General features: G+C 42.6%; 21 protein-coding genes. 3 read left to right on the top strand and 18 right to left on the bottom strand.

Translation table 11 applies throughout. From position 1 onward, the window contains the following. Both B0182_RS11680 and B0182_RS11675 read left to right on the top strand, forming a co-directional pair. Positions 1-209: transposase family protein (locus B0182_RS11680; protein ID WP_280522605.1), on the top strand; the 209-nt coding region annotated here is incomplete at its 5' end. Between the two features lie 822 nt (positions 210-1,031). Beyond that, positions 1,032-1,214: a hypothetical protein gene (locus B0182_RS11675; RefSeq protein ID WP_078275095.1), complete on the top strand. Its 183-nt coding sequence runs from the start codon at positions 1,032-1,034 to the stop codon at positions 1,212-1,214. A gap of 65 nt (positions 1,215-1,279) precedes the next feature. Here the strand turns inward: B0182_RS11675 and B0182_RS11670 are convergent, their stop codons facing one another. The 18 genes from B0182_RS11670 to rpmH all read right to left on the bottom strand — a co-directional run bounded on the left by B0182_RS11670 (position 1,280) and on the right by rpmH (position 17,489). Continuing rightward, on the bottom strand, positions 1,280-1,888 hold the full coding sequence (locus B0182_RS11670) for an L-threonylcarbamoyladenylate synthase (protein ID WP_078275094.1): 609 nt from the start codon (positions 1,886-1,888) through the stop codon (positions 1,280-1,282). Further along, complete coding sequence (gene dprA, locus B0182_RS11665; protein ID WP_078275093.1) at positions 1,875-3,032, bottom strand: DNA-processing protein DprA; 1,158 nt, start codon at positions 3,030-3,032, stop codon at positions 1,875-1,877. Before dprA ends, B0182_RS11670 begins: the two co-directional genes overlap by 14 nt. A gap of 131 nt (positions 3,033-3,163) precedes the next feature. Continuing rightward, entirely contained in the window at positions 3,164-4,252 is a 1,089-nt protein-coding gene (locus B0182_RS11660; protein WP_078275092.1) for a LysM peptidoglycan-binding domain-containing protein, read from the bottom strand. 462 nt (positions 4,253-4,714) lie between these two features. Next, positions 4,715-5,011, bottom strand: coding sequence for a hypothetical protein (locus B0182_RS11655; RefSeq protein ID WP_078275091.1), 297 nt, complete (start codon positions 5,009-5,011; stop codon positions 4,715-4,717). A gap of 126 nt (positions 5,012-5,137) precedes the next feature. Continuing rightward, positions 5,138-5,635 carry a hypothetical protein gene (locus B0182_RS11650; RefSeq protein WP_078275090.1) on the bottom strand — a complete coding sequence of 166 codons (498 nt, stop codon included), beginning with the start codon at positions 5,633-5,635 and terminating at the stop codon, positions 5,138-5,140. A gap of 58 nt (positions 5,636-5,693) precedes the next feature. Beyond that, positions 5,694-7,106, bottom strand: a complete 1,413-nt coding sequence (thrC, locus tag B0182_RS11645; protein ID WP_078275089.1) for a threonine synthase — start codon at positions 7,104-7,106, stop codon at positions 5,694-5,696. 24 nt (positions 7,107-7,130) lie between these two features. Beyond that, positions 7,131-7,535, bottom strand: a complete 405-nt coding sequence (locus B0182_RS11640) for a type II toxin-antitoxin system VapC family toxin (RefSeq protein ID WP_078275088.1) — start codon at positions 7,533-7,535, stop codon at positions 7,131-7,133. Position 7,536: 1 nt separating this feature from the next. Continuing rightward, a complete protein-coding gene (locus tag B0182_RS11635) occupies positions 7,537-7,767 on the bottom strand; it encodes a hypothetical protein (RefSeq protein ID WP_078275087.1) in 231 nt (76 codons plus the stop codon). A 152-nt stretch (positions 7,768-7,919) separates the two neighbouring features. Next, positions 7,920-9,248: a 16S rRNA (cytosine(967)-C(5))-methyltransferase RsmB gene (gene rsmB, locus B0182_RS11630; protein ID WP_228157730.1), complete on the bottom strand. Its 1,329-nt coding sequence runs from the start codon at positions 9,246-9,248 to the stop codon at positions 7,920-7,922. 1 nt (position 9,249) lies between these two features. Then, positions 9,250-10,251 (bottom strand): methionyl-tRNA formyltransferase, encoded by a 1,002-nt coding sequence (fmt, locus tag B0182_RS11625; RefSeq protein WP_078275086.1) that lies wholly within the window; start codon positions 10,249-10,251, stop codon positions 9,250-9,252. A 169-nt stretch (positions 10,252-10,420) separates the two neighbouring features. Next, entirely contained in the window at positions 10,421-11,083 is a 663-nt protein-coding gene (locus B0182_RS11620; RefSeq protein WP_078275085.1) for a riboflavin synthase, read from the bottom strand. A 380-nt stretch (positions 11,084-11,463) separates the two neighbouring features. Continuing rightward, on the bottom strand, positions 11,464-12,558 hold the full coding sequence (gene ribD, locus B0182_RS11615; RefSeq protein ID WP_143821734.1) for a bifunctional diaminohydroxyphosphoribosylaminopyrimidine deaminase/5-amino-6-(5-phosphoribosylamino)uracil reductase RibD: 1,095 nt from the start codon (positions 12,556-12,558) through the stop codon (positions 11,464-11,466). Positions 12,559-12,574: 16 nt separating this feature from the next. Beyond that, entirely contained in the window at positions 12,575-13,063 is a 489-nt protein-coding gene (gene nrdR, locus B0182_RS11610) for a transcriptional regulator NrdR (RefSeq protein ID WP_078275083.1), read from the bottom strand. Between the two features lie 9 nt (positions 13,064-13,072). After that, positions 13,073-14,557, bottom strand: a complete 1,485-nt coding sequence (gene mnmE / locus B0182_RS11605) for a tRNA uridine-5-carboxymethylaminomethyl(34) synthesis GTPase MnmE (RefSeq protein ID WP_078275098.1) — start codon at positions 14,555-14,557, stop codon at positions 13,073-13,075. Between the two features lie 101 nt (positions 14,558-14,658). Continuing rightward, complete coding sequence (gene yidC / locus B0182_RS11600; RefSeq protein ID WP_078275082.1) at positions 14,659-16,302, bottom strand: membrane protein insertase YidC; 1,644 nt, start codon at positions 16,300-16,302, stop codon at positions 14,659-14,661. A gap of 163 nt (positions 16,303-16,465) precedes the next feature. Then, positions 16,466-16,795, bottom strand: coding sequence for a membrane protein insertion efficiency factor YidD (gene yidD, locus B0182_RS11595; RefSeq protein WP_078275081.1), 330 nt, complete (start codon positions 16,793-16,795; stop codon positions 16,466-16,468). A gap of 9 nt (positions 16,796-16,804) precedes the next feature. After that, a complete protein-coding gene (rnpA, locus tag B0182_RS11590; protein ID WP_078275080.1) occupies positions 16,805-17,197 on the bottom strand; it encodes a ribonuclease P protein component in 393 nt (130 codons plus the stop codon). Between the two features lie 157 nt (positions 17,198-17,354). Further along, complete coding sequence (gene rpmH / locus B0182_RS11585; RefSeq protein WP_078275079.1) at positions 17,355-17,489, bottom strand: 50S ribosomal protein L34; 135 nt, start codon at positions 17,487-17,489, stop codon at positions 17,355-17,357. Positions 17,490-18,260: 771 nt separating this feature from the next. Between rpmH and dnaA the strand changes: the two genes are divergently transcribed. Continuing rightward, the gene (dnaA, locus tag B0182_RS11580) at positions 18,261-19,820 is read left to right on the top strand and encodes a chromosomal replication initiator protein DnaA (RefSeq protein WP_244893693.1); all 1,560 of its coding nucleotides are present in this window, start codon (positions 18,261-18,263) and stop codon (positions 19,818-19,820) included. The last annotated feature ends 126 nt before the right edge of the window (positions 19,821-19,946 follow it).

Below are 19,946 nucleotides of genomic sequence, written 5' to 3'. Positions count from 1 at the left end.
ATTTGTTTTTAATAATACCCCCAAATTTAACAAATGCTAAGTTTATCCTAGCAGACAGTGGTTATCAAGGCATAAAACACATACATGCTAATGCCTTTACGCCACTAAAAGCAACCAAGAAATACCCATTAGTACAAGAAGCCAAAGATTATAACGCATTATTGTCTAAAACACGGGTGAGAGTAGAACATATCTTTGCCAAGTTTTAAGCCTTTAAAATGTTCTTAACCACCTATCGTAAATCATTGGCAAGATTTGAACTTAGGGTAAAGCTCGTGTTTGGGTGGATTGGGTAGTTTTGCAGGATGTCTATTAAATCACAATTTAGTAAGAAAAACAAACATTTTGGTACATAATGTATAAGGAATAGTTAGGGCGTGCCTAACATTGATAACATTTTTATAAAATTAAGATGAAGATTTAACACTTTAAGCCATTTTTTCATGAAAAATGGCTAAATCTTGTTTTTCATCGTCAAAAACTTGCTTGATAGAATAACTATCAACCTCAAGTTTTTTCCTTGAAAAACGTGCGATTTCCCCTATTTTTCATTGCAAATACCAAAGGCAGGCACGCCCTATTTAAAACTTTTAAAATACGCATTAAAATTGATTGACAAAACGCCATTTTCATCAATATTTGATAGTAGTCCAAAAAGCATGCTGAACTAGATTTTCCGTTCGCCCTGAGCTATGCCTACGGGTAGGAAAACCGTTAGGTTTCCCAAGCTCACCACGAACGGTTTTCTTTGTAGCATACTTTTTGAACCAGAGCCCAATATTTTTTGTTAATCGCACCATCAAAATGGTTGAAATACGTAGCAAATCGCCAATTTTAGGTTACATTAGTTTACATTGTAATTGCTTGTAAAATCAATGCTATTAAGGCTTAGTTTACGGCATTTTATCTGTATTTTATTGCGCAAAGCTTGATATCGATTAAAATAAGACTAAGTTCTAAATGATGAGCTGGTTCAAACTCATCTCATTTAAACACATCCACATCATTCTCATTTACCCATGGAGTATATTATGCCACAATCTCAATTCAATCTAACTGTTGCCGACCAAGCTGCTGCTGACGCTCTAGTTGCTAAAACCGAAACTATCGCCGGCGTTAAATTTGTTAACGTAAACATCGACAAAGGCACTGTGGTTGTGACTCACGGTGATGACTTTGATGAAGCTGCTTTTAAAGCTGCTGCTGGTATCTAAGCAATCTGCTTGCTTTAAAAAACCAAAACCCTTTGTATCATACAAAGGGTTTTTTATCATCAAAACTACCGCACCACCTGCCCTGTACTGGCATGAATGATTTGACTGGGTTTATCATAGCCCAGCGTATCGCCGAGCAGATAACAGACTTCATTCCCAAAATAACGCCATGCCATCTCAAAATCATGAGCGGGGACTTGTCCACCAACATTACAACTGGTAGACATCAAAAAGCCAAACGGATTGTTATCATGAGTAGCAAGCAAATCACATAATTTGGCGATTTTGGCATGGTTGATTACTCGAATGGCAAGGCTCTCATGTTTGCCACGCACACATTGAGGGATACTAACTCCATCAGGAATATCAAACAGCCATGTACTCGCCTGCCGTCTGTCATCGGCATGCGCCCAGCTTTTGATGATGTCATTTTGGCGAGCCTTCGGCAGATTTTTCAAAAATACATCAATGTATGATTCATCCGAAGTCAGTACAATCACGCCCTTTTCGACAGGGCGTTGTTTTAGGGCAAGAAGCTTATTTACCGCCTGTACATCAAAAGCATGACAGCCCAGCCCCCATACACTCTCGGTAGGGTAAGCCAAAATCCTACCTTGCATGACCCATTCATACGCCACATCAGCACTGTGAGTGATACATTCATGCTCGCTCATAGCGACCCCCGACCACTTTTACCATACCAATCATTTCAAGCTCCAACAAAGACGCCAGCAATGTCCCAACATCCAAAGCAGTCGCCGCCACAAGTGTATCTAGGTCAGTCGGCTGATTGGATAACTTATCAAACACGCCCTGCAAATGGGGTGCAATGGCAACTGGTGCGGACACAGGGAGTTTTTCATGAGCATTATCAAGGGCTGAAACACCCCGAGAGAAGGTTTTGGGTAGGTCGTTATAGCCCATCACACTTCCACTGAGTTCATCAATAATCTGACTGGGGTGGTAAATCAGGGTTGCCCCTTCGCGGATGAGATGATGACAGCCCTCGGCATTAACATTATCGATAGAGCTAGGCACAGCGAAAACCTGCTTACCTTGCTCAGCGGTCAGGCGTGCGGTGATGAGCGAGCCACTGGCAATGGCGGCTTCGGTGACCAGCGTGGCAAGTGATAACCCTGCTACCAGACGGTTACGGCGTGGAAAGTTGTGCTTGGTGGCGGGCGTGGCGGGCAGTAGTTCACTAATGAGACAGCCACCCTCATTGATAATCTGAGCATACAGAGCATTGTGGTTTTTAGGATAGCACACATCAATGCCTGTTCCCATCACCCCCACCGTCTGTCCGCACCCATTTGATAATCCGCCCAGATGTGCCGCTTTATCGATACCGCCTGCCAGTCCACTGGTGATGGTCAGTCCCTGATAAGCCAAATATTCTGCCATATTAAAAGTCATCTGATAAGCAAACTCTGTGGGGGAACGACTGCCGACGATTGCCACTTGCCTATCCGACAAGCGTGTCACCTCCCCACGATAAAAAAGCACTGGTGGTGGGTCATACATCTGTCTGAGCATTTCAGGATAACGCTCATCATCCATCAGAAGCATACCGTACGCCCCACGCCCTGCTTCATCATGCAGTCTGATCACCATCGCCATGACGTCATCAACATCCTGCCATCTTTTGATGTGGGCGTTATGCACACCAATCTCCTGCCATGCCCCAAACCCTTTTGTCAGAGCCTGCTTTGCACCGCCAAATTGTTCGGTCAATTTATAAAAAGCGGTCAAAGAAGTATTTACCACATACCACAAAGCAAGCGTGGCGGATGTCTCGTCTAGTGTCTGATAACTCATGTTTGTTTCTTATGTTAAATGACAGGCTTGCATTATATCACTACTGTCTTTTTTATAAAATTTCATTGGCAAAATAAAATTGCCAATACAAGCGTATTGGCAATTTTAATACATCACTATTTATCAATGAATTATAGATAAGGCGGTGGCACCAACTGGTCGCCTTTACTTAGTGGTAACTCTGATGAGAGAACATAAGCATAACTGATGTGGTCAAATACCTTAAACACCATCACCTGACCTGCTTTTTCGCTAGGTAGGCGTACTGGCGTGTCGTTATCACGAATGTCACGCACCAACGCCCCTTTACGATAGACATCAAGAACGTGACCCGCTCTTGCTCCTTGGGCAGCGCCGATATTGATGGCGACCACACTGCCTTTGGCGGCACTGCCGATACTGCCCATCACGCGTGCAATACTACCGCCACGAGTTACCTCAGCAGGGGCAGGGTAGAACACCACAGGAAGCTGGGTTGGTACCTCAGAGAAGACGCGGTCGCCCTCGTGGATTTCTGTGTCGAATGACTGGGTGATTTGAATGCTTGATACGCCATTACCTGCCACATCAGTCACGATACCACGAGCTACTTGTACCGCTTCTAGCCCAATCACCGTACCTGTCTGCACATCTACATAAGGCTCGGACTTGCGATACACGCCATAAGTCTGACCTGGGGTAAGCAGTGCCCCTTTAACATAAATCTTGTCGCCTGTTGCGGTAATAAGATTGCCTTTTTTGGACGCCAGTACATAAGGGGTCGTCTCAAAATCATCGGGATTGACAATCACCGAACGGTCAAGCCAATGACGGATATTTGATAATGGAATAGGTGGCACACTACCTTCTAGCGGTGTCAGACGAACTGGTTCACTGGGTGCCACCTCTTGGATTTGACGTTCAATGCCTGCACAGCCCTCACCTGTGTCCACGCCGACCAAGGTCTGACCCTTAATGATACACATGATAAGAATATCACCAGGGTAGATAAGGTGTGGGTTTTTGACTTGTTTGTTGGTCGCCCAAATCTCACGCCATCTATGCGGTGCGCTCAGATATTTACCAGAGATGTCCCACAATGTATCGCCTTTTTTGACGGTATAACGGTTGGGGGCGTCTGCTTTGATGGTTGGAGCAGGGTTGTTTGCATGGGCTGATGACATCATCACGCCACCGATTAGGCAAGCGGTCATCAGGCTTTTTAGGGCTGTTAGCTTCATATCATTTTATCCATTATTAAAGGCAACAAGTGTGTCTTTTTAGAAAAACACGAACTTGCTAAAATCTTGCTTAGCATACCACAAAATGTAAAAAAATATTAACTATTTTATCATTATTTGGCGGTAACTTTCCGACAAAAATACATCGTTTGGCGACTTTTGGATAAGATAGCCATAAAAACCTACAAAACATCACATTTTAGCCGTGCCGTGTGTTGTCAAACAGAACGATACACTCGCCACTTGTCATCTCTGTGGCGACAACAGTTATGGAGCAACGTTAGTTTGCGTGATAAGCATCTCATCAAAGCGTTCGCCATAATATTCAATGACAAATTTATCATGACCATCACCCACCACCAAATCAAATGTTGTAACAACAACGTTTTGGTAGGGTTTTTGGCGTGAGTTTTTAGATTAAGTTGAAATTAGCATGATTTTTTCCAAAAAACCAATCTAAAATTACTTCTTTTCCAAAGCACTCTTTAAAACTTCATTACTTAACTTAATCTGTTCTTGAATCACATCAGACATTGCTTGACAACCCTCATTATCAGAATCTCGCCCAAAATATTTACCAGTTAATTCTTTATAAACTTCATTTTTCTGTTCATCAGAAAAATTAAACATGTAAGTTGGTAGGGCTTCTAGCTCCAAACGGGTTTGCTCGGCTTTGTCTTTTTTCTTTTGGTAATGAATGGCTTGTTTTAAACAGAAAGTAACGCCTGTAATTGTAATAAAGATGATGCCAGCTTTCATAATCCAATAATCAATATCATTATACTCTAAAATACATAAATTTCCAAAAAAGCATTGGGTATAAATAGCCTTACTGAATATTGAAAAGAAGAATCCAATAATAGCAAATAAAATAGCAATTGCAATCTAGAAAATATACTTTTTATGATTTACATCTTCTGATTTTTCATAAATTTCATAGGTTTTATGATTTTTGTAAATATCATTTAATTCTGAAAATTTACCGACCTGTAACCAAGCATCTTGATAAATACCATCAAAATATTCATTGAGTTTTACTAAAAATTCTTGTGATATATTGTGATAATTATCCAATAGGAAATTAATCTCCATTATTTCCGATTTTACAAAATCATCATCAGATGTTTTTGAGAGAATTTTACCAATTCTTATATCTAAAAATTCTAATATGTATATATTTCTATAATTTACTATTTTATTAATATTGGTTTTTATCCAACCAATATAATCAGCTAGATGGTAAAATTCATCCATCAGAATATCATTTGCCAATTGACCAAGTTTATCTAAATTGTTGATAACACTTAGTTTTATTGCATCAAATCTTTCTTTTAGTTCTCGATATTCTTTTGCTTGTTGCTGTCTATCTAACATTTTAGCCATTATACATTTCCAGAATGACAAAAGGGTATATTAAATACACCCTTTTTTTAAATATAAATTACAATTTCACATTTTGCTCAATTAATTGCCTGACCAATTCCACCTTATTATCCAATACCACCACTTTTTGAGGCAGGCTTTCAATGTCTTTGGCATGAGTAGGGCGTGGAATATCAATTTCGCCAATGGCTTCAAAAATGGTCTCGGCAAATTTGGCTGGCAATGCCGTCTCGGCAACGACAATCACTTCATCAGCCAGACGCACTTCACGGGCGACTTTGACACCGTCTGCGGTATGTGGGTCAAGCAAATCTTTATCACTTTCATAAACCGCTTTAATGGTCGCAATTCTATCAGCGTGGGTAGATTTACCAGACACAAAGCCATATTTATTTTGAGCGTCATTTAATAAATACGATAAATCAAAGCCTTTACCACTACCCACATCTTGCCATAGGGCGTTTAATTTTTCGCTGTCTTTGCCCACCAATAAATAAATAAAGCGTTCAAAATTTGATGCCTTAGAAATGTCCATAGACGGACTGGAAGTGACAAAAGTATTTTCGCTGGTGCGGGGAATGTATTTGCCTGTTTTAAAGAAATCATTTAACACATCATTTTCATTGGTCGCCACAATTAAGCGATGAATTGGCAATCCCATTTCACGGGCGATATGACTTGCACAGACATTACCAAAATTACCAGACGGCACACAAAAACTTACCCGCTCGTCATTATTATTGGTGGCATTAAAATAGCCTTTAAAATAATAAACAATTTGAGCCAAAATACGACCCCAGTTAATAGAATTAACCGTGCCAATTTGATATTTGTCTTTAAATGCTTTATCTTGCTGAATTGCCTTTACAATATCTTGGCAATCATCAAACATACCATTAATGGCGATATTGTGGATATTATCGTGCATGAGACTGTACATTTGGGCTCGCTGAAATTCACTCATTTTGCCGTGTGGCGACATCATAAAGACATCAATATTATCTTTACCACGCAAGGCATATTCGGCGGCACTGCCTGTATCGCCAGACGTTGCTCCGATAATGGTTAGGCGTTTGTTTTTTTGTTTTAGGACATATTCAAAGGCATTGCCCAAAAATTGCATTGCCATGTCTTTAAAGGCAAGCGTTACGCCATTGGATAATTCCAAAATTTTAATGCCGTCTTTTAATGTGCGAACAGGGGTAATCTCGTCCGTACCAAAGGCGGTTTTGGTGTAGGTTTTGTTAATGAGCGTCTTTAAATCATCCTTGGGAATGTCGGTGGCAAACAGCGACATAATCTCAAAAGCAAGCTCGGTATAAGACAGCGACCGCCATTTATCCAAAGTCGCACGGTCAATCTGTGGGTAAGTCTCAGGGAGCATCAAACCACCGTCAGGGGCAAGCCCCATCAATAGAACGTCACTAAACTGCATGGGAGCGGTATTGCCACGAGTGCTGATATAGTTCATAAAAGTACCTTTTAAATTAAAAAATTAGATTAAATTCAAACCAAACTTTTGATATTCATTGAATTTATCATCAATAGAAACCAATGTTAATTTATGATAAATACAATAATAAATCACAATTCTATCGAATGGGTCTTTGTGTTTTTCTACTTTTGGTAATTGATAAAAATTTGCCATAATATCATGATTAACCTGTATAATTTCAATACCCATTTTTATGGCAATATCAGGCAATTCTTTGGGTGATACGCCATTTAAATCCAATTTACCCAGATTATATTTAATAGAAATTTCCCAAAAACTGGTATTACAGATAAAAACTCTATTATTTTTATCTTCTAATAAACACCTGATTTTAGCATTGATTTTATTAGGATTAAAAACCAACCATAGAAAAATATGCGTATCTATAACGTACTGATTTTTCATGTTATAGTCCCAATAATTCTTCCTCGCTCATCTCCCAATCATCAGACAACTTAAAACTGCCTTTACCTTGACATAATCCAAATTGGCGTTTTTCTTGATTTGTTTTTGATTCGCTTTGATAATCAATCATATCAGCATACAAATAATCAAAAATACCTTGCTGTCTTTGAACTGGAATGGACTGCATGTACTGAACAGCTTGTTCAATGGTTTGTATCGGCTTAATATCCACGACAACTCCTATTATTTATCAATCATAATACATCTGATATTTTTCTTCAAATGCCTGTCTGTCTAAATTGACATAATCCTGACAAATGATTTTGGCGTTTAGCCACCTATTTTATCAAACAAATAATATTCATATTATCATTTATTTTGCCTTTAATCCACTTTTTGTAGCAACGCATAATAAAATCCGTCGCCGTCATCGTCATTTAACGGCAAACATTGATAACCCGCCGCTTGCTTGATTTGATTGGGTAGGGTCAATTCAAAATCCACCGCTTTGGCGTTTGGCGTACTGGCAAGGAAATTTGTGATTTGACATTCGTTTTCCACCTTTAACAAGGAGCAGGTAATATAGAGCAAATGTCCACCCACCGCCAGATTTTGCCATAGATTTTGTAAAATTTTAGCTTGTAAGGCGACCGTTTGGGCGACATCTTGCTCGGTGCGAAGCAGGGCAATGTCAGGGTGTCGCCTGATGACCCCCGTGGCACTGCACGGAGCGTCAAGCACGATGACATTAAAGGGCGTGTCCGCCTGATAACTCGTGCCATCCGCACAAATCACGTCCGCCTTGTCCGCCAACTTCAAGCGAGCCAAATTGTCATGCACACGGTTTAGACGTTTTTCGTCATTGTCTAATGCCGTGATATGTTTCACGTGAAACTCATCGTTTGACAACTCCAACAGTTGAGCCAACTTCCCCCCTGGGGCGGTGCAAGCGTCCAACAGTCTTAGGTTTTTGGGTAGGTTTAACGCCTTTAAAATATGCCCACAAAGCTGTGCATGACGGTCTTGCACACTCACAAAACCGTCTTGAAAATGTGGTAAAGATTGCACTTTTTGCGAAACAGTCAGCTTAATCACACGCTCGTCCGCCACGCCAAGCGGTAGAATTTCGTAGGCGATATCGGCAGAATTTAACAGATTGGCATAATATGTAAGCGTGCTAAATTTGCCATTCACACGCAAAAATATCGGAGCGGGTTTTCGCAGATTTTGCCCCAAATTTTCATAATAATCACCCCAATCTTGTTTTAATTCTTTGGCAAGCCAATTTGGCAGGCTGTGATTTTTATTTATCTTTTTGGCGAATTTTTCTTTTTTATCCGCCACTTTTCTCAATATGGCGTTAATTAGCCCTACGCCATAATTTTTATTTAAGGATTTGACCGCATTTAATGTTTCGTTAATAATGGCATAATCAGGCGTGTTCATATATAAAAGTTCATACAAGCCCATATTTAACGCACAAGTAATGCCAATATCGGTTAGGGGCTGTTTTATCAAACTCTCGCCAATGCGACTAATGGCGTGCCAATGACGAAGCGTGCCTAATAATAATTCGTGAGTAAAGCCTTTTTCATTATCTTTGACGGCAGTTAATAAATCATCCAATAATAATGATAAAGATTGCCCTTGATTGATTTTTTCAAGGGTTAAAATAATATTGGCTCGGACGGGTAGTTGTGGATTGATTTGCATATTACTGCCCATTGTCAGCATTATTATCAAAAACTTGCCCGTCTTTTAATTTATCACCCACCGCAATTTGTTCGGCGGTCAAAGGCTTACCCCCTGCCCATTGCATTTTTGTGATATTTATCAAATGCTTATCGCCATTGTCATCAGCACCACACGCCACCAGCACCGCCTTTCGCCCTATACTTACAATCTTACCTGCCGTCTCGGTCGTGGTTTGGTCAGGCTTTATGGGCGTACATTCTAGCACCTTGATACGCTCGCCATTTAAAAAAGCAAACGCATTTAACGCACGGATTTGGCGGTTAATGTGATGAGCAGAATTTTGCCAGTTGATTTGCCCTTCATCGGTGCTTACTTTTTCGGCATAATTGGCAAGACTGTCGTCTTGTGGCTTAGCATTGGCTTGGTAAGTTGCCAAGTCCTTTAACACTATTACCATCGCCTGCCCGCCAAGCTCGGCAAGTTTGTCATGAAGCGTTTGGGTCGTGTCAGTATTTATAATGTCGCAAGGGAGCTTGTAGAGCATATCGCCCGTGTCAAGCCCTTGATTCATCTGCATGATGGTAATGCCTGTAGTCGTATCGCCCGCCAAAATCGCCCGATGAATGGGAGCCGCCCCACGCCACCTAGGCAGTAGCGAGCCGTGAATATTTAGGCAACCATAAGTTGGAGTATTTAACACGCCAAGCGGTAAAATCAAACCGTACGCACAAACAATCATCACATCAGGACGATAATTGGCAAGTGTTTCACGTGAAACCTGTCCGTTTTCATGCTTTAAGCTAAAACTTATCGGCTGTTCCACAGGGATATTATGGCCAAGGGCAAGCTCTTTGACGGGACTGGCGGTCAATTTTTGTCCCCGTCCTGCCTTGCGGTCGGGCTGAGTATAGACCGCCACAATATCAAGATTTAGCTCATCTTGGCGGTCAATCAGGGCTTGCAAGGCGACTTTGGCAAATTCTGGTGTGCCTGCGAAAATTAGGCGTAATTTATGGTTCATTTTTTACCTTTATAATATTGGGTAATTATCATATATTTTTAAATTACCGCAATCCAATTTAATAATATGAATGTAGGGACGTACTGGACACGTCCTTTGGTATTATCATTTTATAGACGTGTACAGCACGCCACCTCAAATCCTATACCACATATTGAATTCATTAAACCTATTTAAAAAACCCACTTTTTATTAATAGCTCTTCGGTAATGTTGCCTTGGGGTGTATCGATTTTTGCTCCGATAAGTCGCTCCAAATACCGTGCCACCAAATCCACTTCTATATTCACCGCTCGCCCCACCGCCCAATGTCGTGCAATGTTAGTCATCTCAGCAGTGTGCGGAATGATATTTAGGCAAACGATATGTTCAGACGGCTTTATGCGGTTGGTCGTGAGACTGATACCATCCACCGTGATTGAGCCTTTGTCGGCAGTGTATTTCATCAGCTCTGACGGTAGGGCGACTTCGATATAGACCGAGCGAGCGTCTTTGGCGATTTTGGCGATTTTGCCCACGCCGTCCACATGACCTGCCACGATATGCCCACCAAAACGTGTGGTTGGAAGCATGGCTTTTTCTAGGTTCAGCGTGTCGCCTACTTTCCAGACGTTTAGGGCGGAAATGGCTAATGTTTCACGTGAAACATCTACCGCATAGCTGTTGCCATCTATCGCCACCACCGTCAAGCAAATGCCGTTGGACGCAATGGAATCGCCCAATTTGACATCGCCAAAATCAAGCTCGGGGGCGGAAATGGTTAATTGCACATCGCCGCCTGTGGGCGTAATGGCGATCAGCGTGCCTGTTGTCTCTATGATACCTGTAAACATGGCTTACCTTTTATGATTGGTTTTTTAAATGATTTGCTGTTTTGCACATGATTTAAAAAATCAATCATTTATCTATGAAACATTCTGCTTTACCCATCTTAAATTCCATAAAAAATTTAGAAAATTTTTATAAATAAGTTGTGGATAACTTTTTAACCATTGACCTTTTGCAAATAATCCATTTAACTTATCCACAACCCAAAGATGTTTCATGTGGAACATGGTTAGCTGTTTTTAATTTCACGTGGAACACTTTAAAATCAAGGCTTATGGCGTGTTATCAAATCTTGTTTTTAATCAAAACCGTCGATTTTTAAAAAGTTTTCCACAGTTTCACGTGGAACATTTTTTGCCAAATTTTTGCTCAATCATTTAAGCAATCAAGTTGTGGATAAGTTTTTTGGGCGAAAAATCATCTTAACATCATCGCCAAGCCGCTCTACATCTACAAGCGTAAAATTTAGCTTATCCTGCAACCGCTCAAACTGCCCCCCAAACATCGGACGGGCAGTCGCCCCCAAAAGACAAGGGGCTTGATAAATGATAAGCTCATCTACCAAGTTTTGGCTTAAAAAACTTGTGGCAAGCGTCGCCCCTGTCTCCACCAGCACATCATGGCATTGATACTTTGCCACGAGCGTTTTTAAAAGAGCAGGTAAATCATCTTGCCAAATCAGTGTATTAGGGTTTTTGAGTACCGTAAAATCATCATCAGGCGACAACTTGCCACGTCTATCTATCACCACGATTTTGGGCTGGGGTATGGCGGTTATGCCGATATTATCAAGCTCCACATCGGGCAAACGTACGTTTAGAGCAGGGTTGTCGGCGATAATCGTGTTTGAGCCTGTGATAATCGCCCCACTTTTGGCACGCAAGTTTTGCACATCCCTGCGAGACAACTCGCCCGTTATCCATTTAGACTGCCCATTTTGCATGGCAATGCGACCGTCTAGACTGACACCCATTTTTAGGCGAACATACGGCAAGCCTGTCGCCACTGCCTTTAAAAAGCCTTTATTCAACTCTTGAGCTTTGTTTTCGCACACCCCCACCGCTACAGCAATGCCTGTATTTAACAGCATTGTCACGCCTTTGCCTGCGACTTGTGGGTTGGGGTCAAGCGTTGCGATGACCACCCGAGCCACGCCACTTTTTATCAAGGCATTCGCACAGGGGGGCGTGCGACCAAAATGGCTACACGGTTCAAGCGTTACATAAGCGGTTGCCCCCTTTGTGTCCTGTCCGCTATTTTTGACATCGTTTAAGGCGAATACTTCGGCATGGGGATAACCTGCTTTAGGGTGAAAACCCTTGCCAATTATTAAGCTATCCTTAACAATCACACAGCCCACCGCAGGATTGGGGCGAGTGGTAAATTCGCCTTTTTTGGCTTCATTTAACGCCATAAGCATAAACTTTTCATCATCAGACAGGGCAGGGCTTAGGCGAGATTTGACGGTATCGGACAACATATTATCAGCTAAACTATCAGTCATGATTTTGTCCTTGTAGGTTATCATGGCACACTTTGGGAGCGAAGTTTTCAAGCTCGGCTTTAAAGGCTTCTATGTCCTGAAAATCCCGATACACGCTGGCAAAACGTACATACGCCACATCATCAATCGCCTTTAACTCCGCCATGACAATCTCGCCAAGCACCTTACTGGATACTTCACGTTCGCCTGTTTGGCGTAGGCGTTGCTCAATTCGGTGTACGATTGTATCTATCTCGTCAATGCTCACAGGACGTTTTTGTAGCGGTAACGCCATTGAACGGCGAAGTTTGTTATAATCATAAGGTTCACGCAAACCATTGCTTTTGATGATACGGGGCATGACCACCTCCATGACTTCAAACGTGGTAAACCGCTCGCCACACTCGGTACATTGGCGACGACGGCGAACCTGCGAGCCTTCGGCAGCAAGGCGTGAGTCAATCACTTTGGTGTCTATGGCACTACAAAACGGACAATGCACATCGCCCTCCTATTTTCCGATACAAAAACTTGAAAAAATCCGCCCCAAGAGTTCATCAGCACTCATCTGCCCTGTAATCTCGCCCAATGCCGTCTGCGACAGTCTTAGACTCTCCGCCACCAGCTCCCCTGCCTGATAGACGACAAGCTGAGTATGAGCGTCTGTGGCGTGCGATTTGGCACGTTTTAGGGCATCAATATGGCGGGTGCGGGCGATGAGACTGTTCTCTGGCGGATGAAAGCCCACTTTGTCTTTTAATAAATTTACCAATTCATCAAGCCCTTGCCCTGTGGCACAAGAGACCCTTATTTGACTAACTGTTTCACGTGGAACATGAGAATTTTCTTGACCATTTGAATTATTTTGCATGGTTTCACATGGAACATTTTCGCCATTATGACTATTATTATGATTAAAATCAGCCATTGTTTCACGTAAAACACCACCCAATAAATCAGCTTTATTGGCAATCATGACAAGCTTACGCTCAAAATTCTCCATGCCAATTTCATCAATAATATCAGCAAACAGCTCTTTGGCAAGGGCAAATGGTTCGCTCTCGCTACTGACATCATAAACAAACAGCAAAATATCAGCTTGTTTGACGGCGGATTTGGCGCGGTCAATGCCGATTTTCTCCACCTTATCGGACGTATCTCGAAGCCCTGCGGTGTCGGTCAAATACACGGTCAAACCGTCCAGTACCAGTGTTTCGGACAGCGTGTCTCGTGTCGTCCCTGCAATGTCGGTAACAATGGCACGCTCCACCCCTGCTAGGCGGTTTAGTAGGCTTGATTTGCCAGCGTTGGGGCGACCTGCCAGCACCACCTGCACGCCGTCTCGCAAGAGCTGACCTTGTTTGGCGGTTGCCAAAATGTCATCAATGGCACGCAAAATCTCATCAATCTTGGACTCAATCACCCCGTCCGACAAAAATTCCACATCATCTTCATCAGGAAAATCAATGCTTGCTTCCACATATAAGCGAATGTTGGTGATTTTTTCTGATAAGTCATTGATTTTTTTGGAAAATTCCCCAGAGAGCGAACGCATGGCACTGCTTGCCTGAGCGACACTCGTGGCAGAAATAGCGTCCGCTATCGCTTCGGCTTGTACTAGGTCAATTTTGTCATTTTCAAAGGCACGCAAGGAAAACTCCCCTGCAGCCGCTTGTCTTGCTCCAAGCTCAAAACAGCGAGCAAGGAGCAGATTTTGCAAGACCATACCGCCATGCCCTTGTAGCTCCACCACGTCTTCGCCTGTGAACGAATGCGGAGCGTTAAAATAGATGATGACCCCTTCATCAATGACCGCCCCTTGATTGTCCTTAAATTTGGCAAAATGGGCGTGGCGTGGCGTGAGAGCTGATTTGCCCGATACGGCACAGCCAATAGTGTGGGCGGTGCGTCCAGACAGACGAATGACACCTACCCCTCCTTGACCGATAGGGCTTGCGATGGCGACAATGGTGGGTTGTTGAGATTGATTTGGCATAGTGGTGGTTGATAAAATTTTTGTCATTTTACCATTATTTAGCCAACTTTGCCCACAAAAAATCCGCCCAGACAGGCGGATTGGTTTGTGATTGTCAAATATCAATCGGACAACACTTTGACAGGTTTGTTGTAGGCTTTTTCAACACGTTTATTAACAAACTGCTGATGAGCCATACTAAACAGGTTGTTTACCGTCCAGTACAGCACCAAACCTGCGGGGAAAAACAGCATAAATACCCCGAAAATAAGTGGCATCATTTTCATCATCTTAGCCTGTATTGGGTCGGTTGGCTGTGGGTTTAACAGTTGCTGAACATACATTGTCCCCATCATAAAAATGGGTAGGATAAACCAAGGGTCCATCGCCGACAAGTCTTTAATCCACAAAATCCACGGGGCGTGGCGTAGCTCCACACTCTCCACCAAACACCAGTACAGCCCCAAGAAAATTGGCATTTGTAGCAAAATCGGCAAACAGCCTGCCATCGGATTGACCTTTTCATCACGATACAACTGCATCATCGCCTGACTCATCGCCATGCGGTCATCGCCGTGCTTTTCTTTTAGGGCTTCTAATTTGGGGGCAATGGCACGCATCTTTGCCATCGACACATAGCTTTTGTTGGATAGCCAAAACAGAGCAATTTTGACAATCAAAGTCAAGCCAACAATCGCCCAGCCCCAGTTACCCAAGATTTTGTGCAGAGCATCAAGGATTAGGAACATCGGCTTGGAGATTGGCCAAAATATGCCATAATCTACCGTCTTATCAAGGCTTGGGGCGACAGCAGACAGTTGTGATTGCACCTTTGGTCCCACATAGAGTGTATCATCCACGCTCATCTGTTTGCCATTGGCAACGCTGATGGGGCTTTGATAGCCGATGTAGTTATCGTTACCACTGGTGCGACTAAAAAAGACAGGCTTGTGGCTGTCAGGTGCCCACGCTGAGACAAAATAATGCTGAACCATCGCCACCCAGCCATCGGTACTGTTTTGGGCGTTTTTGGTAATATCGCCATCGTTGAAGTCTTTGAATTTAAGCTTGTTATAAGGCTCATCAGCCGTCCCCCAAGCACCGCCCAAATGCGTGGCAATGCCCATCATGCCTTTGTCGGCAAGACCGGGGTCTTTGCTGTTGTCTCGTTTTAATTGCACAAACAGCTCGCCATTAAAGTCCTTACCGCTCACATTATTGATGTTGTGAGTAACCTTAATGGGATAATCACCCTTGGTAAAGGTATAAGTTTTGGTAATGGTCAGCCCGTCTTTACTGTACGTGAGCGGCACGGATAAAGTGTCGCCCGTTAGGGTGTAGCTTTGGCTTGGACTGGTGTACGTGGCACGTCCTGACTGCGTGTCAATGCCGTCCGCCCCGCCGATGAGCGACTGAGCAACATAGGTGCGAGCGTCTGTCTCCAAAATAGCAAAGGCTTCATCACTGCCCAGCGTTTTGGCGTACTGTTTGAGTCCTGCATAGACCACATCACCGCCCACAGGATTGATTTTAATGTCATACACATCGGTACTGACCGAGATAAGATTGGTACTGGCAGGGGCAGTTGGAGCGGAGGGGGAGGCAGGCAAATCGCCTGTGACAGGTGCCAAATCCGAACCTGCAACCGAGGTCGCCTGAGCAGGGATAGGTGCTTGACCGCCATAGTCTTTTTGCCAAGCCAAGATAAGCAAATACGATGTGATGAGCATCGCAATGATAATCAAAGTCCGAAAAATCTTTTGCATAAACAGTCCTGATTGGGGCGGACAACCACCCATAAAAATCTAAATCCGCCATTTTACTAAATTTTTACCAAAAAACCTAGCATTTACTTATATTTACTTACGGGCTGACTTTTTATAAAATGATAAGTTATTGATTTTTAGAAACTTTAATAAAGACAGCCCACTACTTCATCATCTGACTTCTAACCGCTTGATAACTTGTGCGGTCTTTATAAACACCCAAGTTGGCAAATCGGACAAGGGCGGTATCATCACAATGCACGTAACGATAACGAGCCAAAGGTAACGGCACAAAATCCACCCCCGAGCCACCCCACGGCTGACACCGAAAAATCCGCCTAATGACAAGCGGTATGCCACGCACGCCATGCCATTTTAGGGCGTGTATGCCATAGACAGAACAGGTCGGGTAGAACCGACAGCGAGCGGGGGCAAGCGGACTGATTGCTTTTTGATAAAACTTAATAACAAGCAGTAAAAATTTGACAAGCATAATCAAAAATCACTGGGAATTATCAGCAGGGAATAGGGTAGATAATTTTTCAAAAATGTGGGTCAGCTCACCATGTAAGTCAGTCTCTTTTGTGTAGTTTTTCTTAACAATCAGCACCGCGTCCACCACCCCAAGCATGGGGGCAGTATGGCGAAACTGTTCACGGGTGAGCCGTTTTAGTCGGTTACGCATGACAGCCAGTTTAACCTTTTTTTTGGTAATGGCAAGCCCCAAGCGAGCGTGCGTTTGCTCTGACATGCCTGTTTGGACAAATAGAAGCAAATGCTCTGAGTGGATTTTTTTGACAGGGTTGTCAAATACCCGTTTAAAGTCATTGGGGCTAAGCAGACGCTGAGCTTTGGTAAAGCAAAATGGCGGGGTGGGTTGCTGTGGACTTGTCATGGCATAAACGTATTAAATCAAATTATCATACAAGGCTTAGTGTGTTTCGTCAATGGTTTATCCAGCATACAAAATCTTAAAGTTACAAACTTTTAAGGCAAAATTTGGACAAACAAAAGCACCCAAAAGGGTGCTTAATCTGTGATAATCTATAAGATTATACGGTCAGACGATGACGACCTTTGGCACGACGACGAGACAAAACTTGACGACCGTTTTTGGTTGCCATACGAGCACGGAAACCGTGAGTGCGTTTGCGTTTTAGAACGCTGGGTTGGAATGTACGTTTCATAATTTACCTTAAGGTTGTATCACAGGCTCTGCAGAAGCCGTTTTTTGTGATGGGTTATGTTTAACCAAACAGTTGAGTATTGGATTATATCCAATATGTCATTATTGATGTTTGGCGAAAAACCTACGTACTTTACCAAAAAGATGAATCAAAGTCAAGTTATTTTTTAAAAGTTTGGTTTTTTTGATGGTTTGTATTATGACATGTGATTTGTTCTGACTGTCAAAATGTAATAACTTTTAAATTATTTTAAAAGTTATCCACAGATTTTCTACTGGCTTATTTTTTATTTTAATATAAAAAATAATAATAATAAGGGTTTAATATTTCTGTGGATAAGTATTAAAATTTTATAAAAATCATATATTTGTATTGTTTATAAACCTGTATATAACTTGTGGGTAAAATGTGAATAAGTTCTTTGTTTTACTTATCAACAAATTTATCCACAAACTTATCCACAGAAAAATTATCGTTGCAAAATGTCAAATTTGTGGTATTATAGGCAAACATTTAAGGGCGGGCAAGTTGGTATTTGATTAAAAATCATACAATTACCAAGAATTGCAGGATTTTTCGCCTGACTTGTATTTTAATTATTTTTATCAAAAACTTATCGTTATGATGATTTTAAATCATAACTTTTAGTTTATAATGATGTTTGAGTGAATGTAAACATGAAAAGTGGGCTGGCTGTGTTCTGGCTAATCACTTAAATTCGTTTTCAGTTAGATTTTGCTTACCCAAGTTTGTTATTTGAGTTAATTTATCATGCAAAACATATCGCTATTTGATGAAGTTATGCCAGAACATCTACCGTCTGATAAGGTGGGTGCTGGTATGGATGTGAGTGTTGGTCAGAAAAATGACACCCCTGCTGTCGATGACAAAGGCGTGGCGGATAATGGGGTGGGTGATGACGACATGATTGGCGATGTTCAAAAGCATGATGTCGATGCTGAGCTGTTTTGGCAGTCGTGCTTATCTGAGTTAAAACATGAGCTAAAAGAGGGTGAGCTTAATCAGTGGCTACGCTCCTTAAAGCCTGTATTTGCTGATGAGATGCTGGTATTGTTCGCCATTAATGATGTGTTTATCCGTCGCATTGAGACGCATTATTATGACAAAATCTGTGCGGTGGTGGCACGTCTGGCAGATGGTGGTGGTCAGGATGTGTCAGGTGTCGCCCTTCGGGTCATGCCCCTTGTACCAAAAAGCGACAAGGCAGATAAAGCCCCTAAAAAACAAAAGCCCAAATCATCCAAAAAACCGACAAGCATCGAGGAGAGCCAACCCTTAGAAGAGCGGTTTACCTTTGAAAATTTTGTCAAGGGCAAATCCAATGCACTGGCATATAACGCCTGCCAAGAGCTAACCAAAAATCTGACCGATAAGGCTGCCAAGCACGACACGCATTTGTATTTTATCTATGGTTCATCAGGGCTGGGCAAGACTCATCTTATGCATGCGGTGGCTCATCGTTATGAGCGTGCTGGGCTTTTGGTGTGTTATTTTAGTAAAGATCAGTTTTTTAAGGTGACCATTAACGCCTTGCGTGGGGGTGAGGGTGGGGCGGATTCTTTGCTTCGGCGGATTTGTCAAGCAGATTTGCTCATCGTTGATGACGTGCACATGATTAACAACAAAAACGGCCCGAAAGTCTCGCAGTTTTTGATGACGCTATTTGGCGAATTCACCAAAGGTGATAAACGCCTGATTTTGGCGTCTGACAGACCACCGTCACAAATGCAGGATTTTGACACACGTTTTTTGTCACGCTTTGAGGGTGGATTGTCGCTTGCCATTGAACCGCCTGACATTGAAATGCGTATGCAAATTTTGCAAAAAAAGGCGACTTTGCTTGGCATGGAGCTGCCCAAAGACTGTGCGATTTTTATGGCACAAAACATGCCCCCCGATGTCCGCCGATTAGAAGGGGCGTTAAACCAAGTGCGTGCCAATGCTCTATTGGTGGGCGGTGAGGTGACACTCTCGCTGGTGCGTCACGCCATCAAAGACCGTATTGAAGCACGAGCAAGGGCGGTCAATGCAGAGAACATTCGTGACCTAGTGGCGGAGTATTATGGCGTGTCGGTCAAAGATTTGATTGGTAAAAAACGGGCTCGCAACATCGCTCGCCCTCGTCAGATGGCGATGGCATTGGTGCGTGAGCTGACCCAAGACAGCTTTCCTGAGATAGGGCAAGTGTTTGGCGGGCGAGACCATACCACGGTCATGCATGCTTGCGAGAAAATTAGCGAACTGCGAGCTGAGGAGTCATCGGTAGAAAAAGACTATCAGGCCTTACTTGCCACGCTTGAATTTGCTTGATGGTAATAGCCATCATGAAATGCGGTGTGAAGTTTGTTATAATAGATGTATTAGGGCGTGCTGAACATTGATAACATTATTTATGAAAACGATGAAAATTTAACGCTTTTGTCAATTTTTGCATGA

Origin of the sequence: Moraxella bovis (genome assembly GCF_002014975.1) — a bacterium.
Classification (GTDB): domain Bacteria; phylum Pseudomonadota; class Gammaproteobacteria; order Pseudomonadales; family Moraxellaceae; genus Moraxella; species Moraxella bovis.
The sequence above is the reverse complement of the archived record's forward strand: the minus strand, read 5'-3'. Positions and strand labels throughout refer to the sequence as shown.